8 protein-coding genes are annotated in these 12,557 nt (G+C 28.1%); 7 read left to right on the forward strand and 1 reads right to left on the reverse strand.

Going from position 1 to position 12,557, the window contains the following annotated elements:
• Position 1: 1 nt before the first annotated feature.
• Positions 2–790: an endonuclease/exonuclease/phosphatase family protein gene (locus BTM21_RS02085; RefSeq protein WP_021876379.1), complete on the forward strand. Its 789-nt coding sequence runs from the start codon at positions 2–4 to the stop codon at positions 788–790.
• 370 nt (positions 791–1,160) lie between these two features.
• The gene (eno, locus tag BTM21_RS02090; protein WP_021876378.1) at positions 1,161–2,453 is read left to right on the forward strand and encodes a phosphopyruvate hydratase; all 1,293 of its coding nucleotides are present in this window, start codon (positions 1,161–1,163) and stop codon (positions 2,451–2,453) included.
• A gap of 35 nt (positions 2,454–2,488) precedes the next feature.
• On the opposite strand, the gene BTM21_RS02095 is transcribed toward eno, so the two are convergent.
• Complete coding sequence (locus tag BTM21_RS02095) at positions 2,489–2,794, reverse strand: hypothetical protein (RefSeq protein WP_021876377.1); 306 nt, start codon at positions 2,792–2,794, stop codon at positions 2,489–2,491.
• 314 nt (positions 2,795–3,108) lie between these two features.
• Between BTM21_RS02095 and BTM21_RS13905 the strand changes: the two genes are divergently transcribed.
• The 5 genes from BTM21_RS13905 to BTM21_RS02115 all read left to right on the forward strand — a co-directional run bounded on the left by BTM21_RS13905 (position 3,109) and on the right by BTM21_RS02115 (position 12,514).
• The gene (locus BTM21_RS13905; protein WP_242969956.1) at positions 3,109–3,921 is read left to right on the forward strand and encodes an alpha-glucosidase domain-containing protein; all 813 of its coding nucleotides are present in this window, start codon (positions 3,109–3,111) and stop codon (positions 3,919–3,921) included.
• 56 nt (positions 3,922–3,977) lie between these two features.
• Entirely contained in the window at positions 3,978–9,920 is a 5,943-nt protein-coding gene (locus BTM21_RS02100; protein WP_242969957.1) for a discoidin domain-containing protein, read from the forward strand.
• A gap of 87 nt (positions 9,921–10,007) precedes the next feature.
• Positions 10,008–10,454: a thioredoxin domain-containing protein gene (locus tag BTM21_RS02105; RefSeq protein ID WP_021876375.1), complete on the forward strand. Its 447-nt coding sequence runs from the start codon at positions 10,008–10,010 to the stop codon at positions 10,452–10,454.
• Positions 10,455–10,587: 133 nt separating this feature from the next.
• Positions 10,588–11,391: a hypothetical protein gene (locus BTM21_RS02110; RefSeq protein WP_079481563.1), complete on the forward strand. Its 804-nt coding sequence runs from the start codon at positions 10,588–10,590 to the stop codon at positions 11,389–11,391.
• A gap of 310 nt (positions 11,392–11,701) precedes the next feature.
• Positions 11,702–12,514, forward strand: coding sequence for an N-acetylmuramoyl-L-alanine amidase family protein (locus BTM21_RS02115; protein WP_021876373.1), 813 nt, complete (start codon positions 11,702–11,704; stop codon positions 12,512–12,514).
• Positions 12,515–12,557 lie beyond the last annotated feature (43 nt).

Raw genomic sequence — 12,557 nt, forward strand, 5'->3', positions numbered from 1 at the left:
AATGAAATTATTAACTTTAAATTGTCATTCATGGCAAGAAGATAATCAATTAGATAAAATAAAAATTTTAGCACAAGCAATTAAAGATAATAATTATGATGTAGTAGCATTACAAGAAGTTAGTCAAATAATTAGTGGTGAGTTAATTAATGAAACGTCAAAAGATAATTATATATCTATATTGTTAGAAGAATTAAAATCTCTAGAGGAAACTTCATATAAATACATTTGGGATTTTTCCCATATAGGTTATGATATTTATGAAGAAGGATTAGCGATACTTACGAAACATGAAATAAAAGAATGGAAATCATTTTATGTATCTAATGATACGAATATTAAAAACTATAAGACAAGAAAAATTATTGAAGCTAAAATTGAAGTAGATAATAAAGATTATAAGTTTTATTCATGTCATTTAGGGTGGTGGGATGATTTAGAAGAACCATTTAAATATCAAGTAGATAAATTAATAAACTCTTTAGATGAAAAATATATAAATATTATTATGGGTGACTTCAACAACGATGCGCTTATAAGAAATGAAGGATATGATTATTTATTATCAAAAGGTCTATTTGATACTTATAATTTAGCTAAAGACAGAAGTGAAAGATATACGGTTCAAGGAAAAATAGATGGCTGGGAAAATAACAAGGCTAATAAGGTTTTAGATTTTATATTAGTAAATAAGAAAATAAAAGTTAAAGAATCAAAAATTATTTTTAATAATAAAAATCAAGTTAAAGTATCAGACCATTACGGAGTAGAAGTTAAAATAGAAATTTAATAAGAAAAAAAATCACGTATTAAAAGATAAAATTTTAATACGTGATTTTTTTATAAATATCTAAATTTTTTTATAATTTTATATTGACAAAAAAGCAAAAAGGAAATAAAATATAAATGAAATTGATAATTGATAATTGATATCAATTATAATTAGTTTTATAAATTGTGCAGATTAAGATATTTAAATTAAAATAGTTATTATATATAATGCACACAAATATATAACAACTTCCAAGAATACATCATATCAAATATCTAACCCTTGTTTCCATTTGCACAGTTATGATTACAAAATATAGCAAAAGACCTATGCAATTTTGCGTAGGTCTTTTTCAATAATATTAAATTAGATTTTAAGGAGTGTTTTTATGAAAAAAGATTTAAAAATAGTAAATGTAGTCGGTAGACAAATTTTAGATTCAAGATGCTTTCCAACAGTTGAAGTTGAAGTATATTTAGAAGATGGAACAGTTGGTAGAGCTGCAGTACCTTCAGGTGCATCAACAGGTATTTATGAGGCTGTTGAACTTAGAGATGGAAATAAAGATTTATTCCAAGGTAAAAGTGTTTTAAAGGCAGTAGATAATGTTAATGATATAATAGCTAAAAATTTAAAGGGGATTAATATTTATAATCAACCATACATAGACAAGCTACTTATAGATTTAGATGGAACTGATAATAAAGGTAAGTTAGGAGCAAATGCTATACTTGGAGTATCATTAGCTTGTGCTAAAGCAGCTGCAGAAAGTTTATCTTTACCACTATATCAATATATAGGTGGAGCAAATGCTAAGGTTTTACCTGTTCCTATGATGAATATTTTAAATGGAGGATCTCACGCAGATAACTCAGTTGATTTACAAGAGTTTATGATTATGCCAGTGGGAGCTGAAACATTTAGCTTAGCTCTTGAAATGTGTGCAAATGTTTATCATACACTTAAAAAGATTTTACTTGAAAAAGGTTATTCTACAGCAATTGGAGATGAAGGTGGATTTGCACCTAATTTAAAATCTAATGAAGAAGCACTAGAAGTAATAATTGAAGCTATAGAAAAGGCTGGATATAAAGCTGGAGAAGATATGTTTATAGCAATAGATGCTGCTTCATCAGAATATTACAAAGATGAAAAGTATGTATTAGAACATGAAGGTAAAGTATTAGATGCAGAACAAATGGTAAACTTCTTTGAAGAATGGGTAAATAAATATCCAATAATTTCAATAGAAGATGGTATGGCAGAAGAAGATTGGGAAGGGTGGAAGCTGTTAACAGAAAGACTTGGCAATAAAGTACAACTTGTAGGTGATGATTTATTTGTAACTAATACAGAAAGATTAAGTACGGGAATAGAAAAAGGAGTTGCAAATTCAATTTTAATTAAGTTAAATCAAATAGGAACATTAACAGAAACTCTTAATTCAATTGAAATGGCAAACAGAGCTGGATATACAGCAGTAGTATCACATAGATCAGGAGAAACAGAAGATACAACTATAGCAGATCTTGTTGTTGCTGTTAATGCAGGACAAATAAAAACAGGGGCACCAGCTAGATCAGAAAGAGTTGCTAAATATAATCAATTACTTAGAATAGAATCAGAATTAGGTGAAATTGCTGAGTATAGAAAGAAGAAAACATTCTTTAATATAAAATAGAAAAAAAAATCCACGAATCTAATCGTGGATTTTTTTTAGCTATTTATCCATTCAACTACACCTGGAGTTAAAGATGATACATTATCTTTAGTTACTTCAGTAACAAAAAGTAAATCTTTTTCTTCAATAAATTCTTTAAGCTTCGCTAAAATATCTTCAGCACTTAAATCAGTTTTAACTAGAAAACTAGTAGGCATAATGTGTGCCCATGCACCTAAAGCCTTTATATTTCCTGTAATAGAATAGTCATCACGAGTATCGTGATGATGATGATGATCATCTCCACAACCACATGAATGGGAATCTTCCTTTAAATGATATGTAATTGCATAAATTGTCATATGTTTACCGCCTTTATTTTAAAATTTATTTATAATAATCATAATATATATTGAGATAAAAATCTATAGTTATTAAAAAATAATGATAATTAATTTCAATACTAACAGCATAATTTATAAAATATAAACGAATAGAGTATATTTTAATTTTAAATTAAAATACTAAAAAACTTATATAAGAGATATTTAATTTACATAAAAAATATAATATGGAATTAATTGACATAATATTTAACTATGTATAAAATTATATATGAATAACAGTATATTATGTTAAATAGCTACAAAAATGATTAATTTAGGGAGGAGAGAGAATGAAATGCAAGGAATTAATGCTAAAAATTGGAATGTTGACTTTAAGTACTGTCTTTACATCAAATTTTTTATTACAGCCAACTACATTATATGCATATAATTTAATTGCAAATTTGGACGAAAATTCTAGCTTGGAAGATAGTTATAACGTAAATGGTTATAACCAAATTGGTGGAGTTGAAAGTTATAAAAAATCAAGAAACAAAGTTACACTAAAAATGACAACGGGGGAAAAAGTCAGAGTATCATTTTTAGAAGAGGGGATATTCCGTATATATATGGACCCTACAGGAGAATTTCAAGAAGAACCTACACCTAATGGAAAAGACCATATTACAAAGATTATCTATAAACAAGAGGATGAGTATCAAAAGGTTTCACCTAAGGTAGAAGACGGAGATATAATTAAAATTTCTACTGAATTAATTGAGCTAAGGATAGAAAAAGCCACTGGTAAAATGGAGCTATTTAACAAAGCGTTAAATAAAGTAATTTGGAAGGAAGCAGAACCGTTAAAATATAAATCAAATGAAACAGTTCAAACTTTAGAAACAAATAATGATGAATATTTTTATGGTGGAGGGCAACAAAATGGACGCTTCTCTCATAAAGGAAAGACAATAAATATTAGAAATGAAAATAATTGGGTAGATGGAGGTGTATCTAGTCCAACACCATTTTACTTTTCAACTAATGGATATGGTGTAATGCGTCATACTTTTAAGCCAGGACAATATGCATTTTCATCAAATGAAAAAATAAAGTTATTACAACTCATGAAGAAAAGCGTTTTGATGCATATTATTTTATAGATGAAAATCCAATAAATATAATAAATGAATTTACTGAATTAACAGGTAAGCCAATATTGTTACCAGAGTATGGATTTTATTTAGGTCATGCAAATTGTTATTCTCGTGATTGGATTAATGATGAAACAGGACAAGAGTCTCAGACTCAAAGACCAGGCTTTGATCGTCAAGAATCCTTAATGGTAGATGCGAAAAAAGTTATAGATGAGCATGTTGAAAATGATACACCGATAGGATGGTTTTTACCTAATGATGGGTATGGATGTGGATATGGGCGTGAAAATACAATAGACGGAAATATTAATAATTTAAAAGAGTTTGTAGATTATTCTAGATCAAAGGGAATACAAACGGGATTATGGACACAAAGTGATTTAAAACCTACAGGTAATGGTGAAGTTTATTTAGAGCGTGATATAGATAAGGAAGTTGGAGTAGCTGGAACTAATGGAGTAAAAACTGATGTTGCTTGGGTAGGAGCAGGTTATTCGTTTGCTCTTAATTCAGTAAGACAAGCAGCAGAAGGAATAATAAATAATTCAAAGGATAATGCTAGACCATTTATTGTATCTTTAGATGGATGGGCAGGAACTCAACGTTATGCTGGTTTGTGGTCAGGAGATCAATATGGTGGTAATTGGGAGTATATTCGTTTCCACATTCCAACGTATATTGGATCTGGATTATCAGGTCAACCAAATGTAGGGTCGGATATGGATGGAATTTTTGGAGGAAATAATTTAATACAAACTAGAGATTTTCAATGGAAAACATTTACTCCAATAAAAATAGATATGGACGGTTGGGGAAGTAATGCGAAGAATCCATATGTATTTGGGGAACCATATACTTCTATTAATCGTATGTATTTAAAATTAAAAGCAGAAATGATGCCATATAATTATAGTATCGCAAATGAAGCTAGTAATACTGGTATGCCAATGGTAAGAGCCATGATGTTAGAAGATGCAAATCCATATACTTATGGAACAGACACTCAATATCAATATATGTGGGGACCTAATTTATTGGTAGCGCCAATATATGAAAATACATCAGCAGATGCACAAGGAAATGATATACGTAATGGAATATATCTTCCAGATGAAGAGCAAATTTGGATTGATTATTTCACAGGTAATCAATATAGAGGTGGGGGAGTATTAAATAATTTTGATGCTCCAATGTGGAAAGTTCCTGTATTTGTTAAAAATGGAGCTATTATTCCTATGAGTAATGAAAATAATAGCCCTGAGTATATAGACGATTCACAACGTATATTAGAAGTGTATCCTAGTGGAGAAACAAGCTTTGAAATATATGAAGATGATGGCTTAACTACAGATTATACATCAGGAAAGTCAGCAACAACCATGATTACTTCATCAGCTCCTAAGACAGGCAAAGGAAAAGCTATAATAACAGCAGAAGCATTAAAGGGTAATTATGAAGGTATTGTTACAGAAAGAACAACAGAATTTATAGTAAATGTCAGTGAAAAACCAACAGATTTATCTTTAGAGATAGGTAATAATAATATTTCATTAACAGAAGTTAATACAATGGAAGAATTTGAAAATGGGACAAATGTATATTTCTATGATAAAAGTCCAAATCTTAATAAATATGCAACCGCAGGTTCAGAATTTGAAAAGGTAGAAATTATTACTACGCCTAAATTATATGTAAAGACAGAAAAGACTAATGTAAAACAAAATAAAGTTAAATTAACAATAAATGATTTTGTAAATACACAAGAAATTGCAAAAAACGAGGAAAATACTAGTTTAAATAGTCCTTTAAATTTTAGAGCTCCAGAAGAAGAAATAACACCAGAATCTATTAAACTAGAATGGGACAATGTTGAAGGAGCAACATCATATGATGTTGAAATTGATGGTGTAATATTTAAAAATATTAATATAAATTCATATATAGATACGGAATTAAACTTTGATACAGAGTATAGTTACCGTGTTCGTGCAGTAAATAATGATGGTTATTCTAAGTGGAGTGAAAAAATAATAGTTAGAACAGCTTTAGATCCACATCGTAATGTACCAAAGGATATGACTATAAATTGGACAGAGGGTCATTATGGTAGTGAAGAGCCGAATAATGCTATAGATGGTAATGATACTACACAATTCCACTCAGCTGGAAATGCTATTGATAAACCAGTTATTTTTGATATGAAAAAAGCTTATCAAATTGAAAAATTAGATTTATTATTTAGAGCTAATGGAAATGGTTCTGTAAAACGTGCTGAAATTTATAGTAGTTTAGATGGTATTACTTATGAAAAAGTATTTAGTAATGCATCAGATTCAGAAAACCCAGCATGGACTACAGATGGTACAGTGAAAGCTATAGAATTTAAAAAGCCAATAAAAGCACGTTACTTTAAAATTGTAACAAAGGAATCTATAGGAAACTTTATTGCTATGAGAGAATTTCGTCCATATAAAGTAGATGGAACTAATGGACAAGTTGTTGGGGATTGGAATAATGGTGGTACTATCGAGGAAGGAGATTTAACTTTCCTTGAAAATTATAATGGTTTATCATCTGTAGATGCTGATTGGGATTATGTTTCAATGGCTGATTTAAATTTAAATAAGATTATTGATTCATATGATATTTCATATGTAGCTAGTAAGCTACAGGGGGGAATTGTTCCTACTGAAGGGGGAAAAGTTTCTGGAGAAATAATGTTAATACCAAGTAAAAGTGAAATTTTGGCAAATGAAACTTTTACAATTGATGTAGTAGGAACTGGACTATCAGATATGAATGCATTTAGTGCTGAAATTCCATTAGATCCAAATAAATACGAGTTAGTTGGAACTCCAGAAGCAACAGTTTCTACAGCTAGTATGAGTAATTTATCTAAACTTAGATTACACAGTGATAACTCACAACATATCTACGTGACATTTACAAATGTTGGAGATAATGTTAAAGTTAGTGGAACTGAAACAATTGCTAGAGTTACATTAAAAGCTAAAAAGGATATTAGCTTTGACATGGAAATGACACATGCATTAATAGTAGATAGTAACTTAAATTCTAAAGCTGCAATTGGAAAGATAACTGATCCAGAGGCTCCACTACCAGAGGGAGCAGAATCAATAAGTAAGATTACTAAAGAAAGCATAACTGTAATTGGAGATGAATCACAATTACAACAAGGTATGGGATTAAATAAGTTAATAGATGGAACAACAAGCAGTGATGATAGCTCACGTATGGATTTAAAGTGGATATATAATGCAGACCAAGTAGATAAAGGTACTCTTCCATTTAAAATGACATTCCAATTCAATGAACCAAAGACCTTTGATAATTTTATTATATACAATCGTATAAATTCTAAAGGAAGTAATAATATATCAGCTCTTAAAAAAGTAAAAGCTATAGGTTATTTAAATGGAGTAGAGACTGATTTAGGAGAAAAAGCTAATATTACAACATCACAAACTAAATATGAATTAAATAATCAACAGTTTGATAAGATAGTAATTACAGCGTTAGAATCCAATAAGGATATTCATACATTAGCTATAAATGAAATTGAATTCTATGAGAAAAAAGGCGTAGATCCAACAGAAATTAAATTTGCAGAAGATACTCAATCACAAATATATCCTAATAAATTAGTTCCTATATCTGCAAATGTATTGCCGGATAATTCAAATAACTTAAATTATAGAATTACTTCAAGTAATGAAGAAATTATAAAAGTAATACGTGTGGATAGTGATAATACTATAAATTATTATTTAAAGGGAGTTAATCCTGGAGTGGCAACAATTACAGCTACAACAGCAGATGGAAAATTAAATGATAAAAAAGAAATAATAGTAACAGATGGTTTAGATAAGACATTATTAATTGAAACTATTGAAAAAGCTAAATCATATGCAAGTTTAAGTGAAATTTATACACAAGAAACTTATTCAGTTTTAGTTAAAGCAATAGAAAATGCAGAAAACCTATTAGAAAGTGCAAAAACAGAATCAGAACTTAGTGCTGCAATTATTTCATTAAGAACAGCTATAAATGGATTAAAAGAGCGTGATACAGTAGAAGAAGATATAATAGATTTTAACAAATTAACTGCTATAGATGCTACAAGTGAAGCAGATAGAGACTTTAAAGAAAATGCCATAGATGGTGATGAAAATACAATTTGGCATTCAAGTTACCAAGCAGCAGATACTTTACCAGTTTCTATTACTGTTGAATTAGATAAAGCCTATACCTTAAATCAAATAGATTATATGCCAAGACAAAATAGCATTAATGGACATATTACTGAATATAGAGTTGAAACCAGTTTAGATAATGAAAATTGGACAGAAGCTAGAACTGGAACTTTAAAAGAATCAAGTAATGGAACTGGATTACTTGATAGAGGATACAATCCAATTCGATTTAATACTGTAAAGGCTAAATACGTTAAGTTTACAGCTCTTAAAACATTAGGAGGAACTCCTAATAAATATGCTAGTGTTGCAGAGTTAAGATTCTATGGACAAAGTGCACCAGTAGCAGCAGAATCTATTACTTTAAATAAGGAGTCATTAAGTCTTAAAGCTAATACATCAGAAAAGCTAATAGCTAAATTAAATCCAGTAGAGAGTAATGATAATATTATATGGAGTTCAAGTGATGAAAGTATTGCGGCTGTAGATGAAAATGGTAATGTTACGGCAATTGAAGTTGGTAAAGCAACAATTACGGCTGCAATTCCAAATGGTATAAAAGCTACAGCAACAATTACAGTTATAGCTAATAGAGACGAGTTAGATACAGAAATTATAGAGGCAGAAAAAATAATGAATGAAGAAAATGCAAAAGATAAATATTCAATATCTTCTTGGAAGGTATTTGAGGATGCATATAATTCTGCTAAAGTATTAGGAGAAGATGCAACTCAAAAAGAAATAAACAATGTAAAAGATACATTAAAATCAGCTAGAGAAGGCTTATCACCTCGTACTAATAAAGATGAATTAAAGGTTAAAATAGAAGAGGGAAAAGTATTCTTATCAGAGGCTAACAAATATTCTAAAGCAACATTAAAGGTTTTAGCAGTAGCAATAGAGAATGCTGAAGCTATATTAGCAAGTGATGCTTCAACAGAAGATGATTTTTCAGCAGCAAATAAAGCTATTACTATTTCAATAGAAGGACTTTTTGATATTACAGATATTAATAAAGTTTTAGAAGAAGCAAGTTCAAAGGTTGAAGAGGAATACACTCCAATTTCATACCTAGAATTTATAAATGCGAAAGCTGAACTTCAATCATTATTAGAAAGAGATGATGTTGATAGTAAAACTTTAGAAGATTCTAAAGCAAAGCTTCAAAATAAAATGAATCAATTAGTTAAACGTGCTGATAAATTAGAATTAAACAATATAATAAAGGATGCTGAAAAATTAGTGGAAAATGATTATACACCAGCTAGTTTTGAAATATTTAAGAAAGCTCTTGAATCAGCAAAACAAATATTAGCAGATTTATCAGTTACACAAGATCAAGTTAACGAGGCGATATCAATATTAGAGGATTCAATTAAGAATTTAATTGAAAAGGATGATACAGATCTTCCAGTAGAAATTGATAAAACTAAATTAGAAAAACTTATTAGTGATGCTAATAAGTTAAAGCAACCAGAGTATACTAAGGAAACTTGGAATAAATTTAAGGATGCTTTAAATAATGCTATTAAGGTATTTGAAAATAAAGAATCAACTCAAAAGGATATTGATGATGCAGTAAAATTATTAAAGGAATCTATGAATTCTTTAAAGAAAATCTCAGCAGGTGGAAATACAAATAACAATCAAAATTCAACCACAGGTGGAGGTAAGGGTAATAATGGAACAGATTTACCAAATACAGGGGGGATACCATCAACTGCTGTAGGAGTATTTGGATTATTGTCTTCAATATTAGGATTAGGAATAATTAAAAGAAGAAAGAAGTAATCAAAAGTATAAAATGTAGATGCAAGATGTGATTTATTATCACATCTTGTGTTCTAATACTTATAAACAAGAATGGTGGTATAAAGGATGAAAAAGCAAATTAATATTTTAGTAATTATATTAGTAGCTATTCTATTTGTAGGATGTCAGAGCTATAAAAGGGATACAGCCCCTGGAAAAATAATTGAAATTTCATTAGATGATGCAATAGAAAAATCTAAGACGGAAGATGAGATTATATTGCTTTTTACTCAATCAACATGTAAAGATTGCATAAATTTAAAAAAGATAGTAAATCCTTATTTAGAAAATCATAATATTAAAATTAATGAAGTTATTTTAGATAATGAGGGGACTTCAGATGAAGAAATACAAAATAATCGTGAAAAAATAAATTCAATATTTCCAAAGTTTAATTCAACTCCATCAATGTATTATTTAGAAGATGGAAAAATTATTGATGAGATTTTTGAAGTTACAAATGAAAAGGAATTAGATGAATGGGTAATGAGGAATAAATTAGATTTAAAATAAATATCTGAGGATACAATAATAGTAAAGATTATTGTATCCTTTTTTATTAAAAGCAAAATGATTAAAAAACATAAAGAAAAATCGATAATTATAAAGTAATCAATAATATATAAGGATATATAAGGGGGAACTAATGAGGAAGAAACAAAAAAGAAATTTATCTATATTTATATTGATAATATTAGTAATAGGAGTGGTAAGTGGAGGGAGATATAGTTCTAATAAAAAATCAAAAGAATTATTTACTGAAAATATAGGTGATGAAAATAAAGAAATACCATTAATTAAGGATAGTAAGATAATTATAAAACCTATAGAAAATGACATAGAAGTTATAAGACCATCTAATAATAACTATAATATTACAAGTAATGAAAAGGAAATAACCTTCACAGGAATGGCGGATCCAAAGTTGCCTTTAACAATTAATGGAGAAGATGTAGATTTATATTTTACAGGAAACTTTACAGTTATTAAGCCATTAAATGTTGGAAATAATTCTTTTGTTATTTCTAATGGAGAAAAAGTTATAACATACAATATTAATAGAAATTTTCAAATTATAGAGTCAACTATACCTTCTGAAAAGATGGTAGTAGATAGTGACACAGAAGCTATTATTGAAGCAAAGCTTTATAGCGGATCTAAAGCTTATGCGATGATAAATGGTGAAAAAGTTAGATTAAAGCAGGTTGAGACAGATGAAGAAATAGATGCTAAAGATACTTCATATGCAAGATTTGAAGGGATTTATAAAATACCTAACACAGAAGAAGATTTAAATTTAGGAAAAATAAAGTTTGTTGGAGAAGCTGAAGGAGCTGTTCAAGAAAAAGTTGGTGGAGAACTTATTGTAAATGGTAATAAAAATAAAATTAATAAAAAGATAAAAGTAAAAAATTATTCAGCGAAATTATATGATATAAAAAATATATGATATAAAAAATATATCATATATACCACTAAATAATATTGGTTCATTACCAAAAGGAACGATAGATTGTGCAACTTCAACTATTATTGTAGATAATAAAAAGTATTATAATTTATCTTCAGGGTTAAGAGTTAAAGAGCAAGACTTAGAAGTAATTAAAGAAAATAATAATATAGAAAATAATATATCTAAGATTGAAATAACCGAAGATGAAAAATATGTTTCAGTTAAAGTTAAAGAAAGTGAAAAAGCATCATATATATTAAAAGTAAATGGAATAGATTATGACAATAAAAATACTTCAAATTATGGTGTGAAAAATATTAATTTTGATAATATATCAATTGAATTTAATAATAGTATTTTAATAACTGATAAAATTAAATTTAATAATAATGAAATATTTAAAGATGCGGAATTAGTTAAAGGAGAAAAACCAACTTTAAAATTAAGTTTTAAAAATAAAGATGGATATTATGGACATCTAGCTAATTATGATGACGAAGGAAATTTAATAATTAAATTTAGAAAAAAAGTTAAATCAATAAAAGATTTAAAGGTTGTTATAGATTCAGGACATGGATTAATTGAAAATGGAATAAATGATCCAGGTGCATTAGGTTTTAATAATATAAATGAACACGACATAAATGTAAAAATAGCAGAGCAAGTTAAAAATGAATTAGTAGAAAAGGGAGCTACAGTAGTTATTTTAGATACTAGTAATAAATTTTATAGTTTAGGAGAGAGACCAGAAGAAGCAGCAAAAATGGATGCAGATTTATTTATATCAATTCATAATAATTCAGGAGGTTCTGGAGAGTTTAATGCAAATGAAGTTTATTATAATAAGCCATTTTCAAAAGCATTAGCACTACAAATAAATAAAGAAATATTAAGCGTTTATAAAAATGATTTATTTGGAGGAAATGAAGATAAGTATAATAGGGGAACAAAGTGGGATTATTATACTGTTATTTTAGAAGAACATTGTCCTTCTGTATTAGTAGAAGTAGGTTATGTTGACAATGAAGTTTCTTTTAATAAATTAATTGACCCTTTATATCAAGAAAAACTAGGAAAAGCAATAGCTAGTGGAATAGAAAAATATATAAATATAAATTAAGTAATAAAATGGTTATTGGAAAAATCCAATAATCTTTTTATTT

This window comes from Clostridium chauvoei (assembly GCF_002327185.1).
Lineage (GTDB): Bacteria > Bacillota > Clostridia > Clostridiales > Clostridiaceae > Clostridium > Clostridium chauvoei.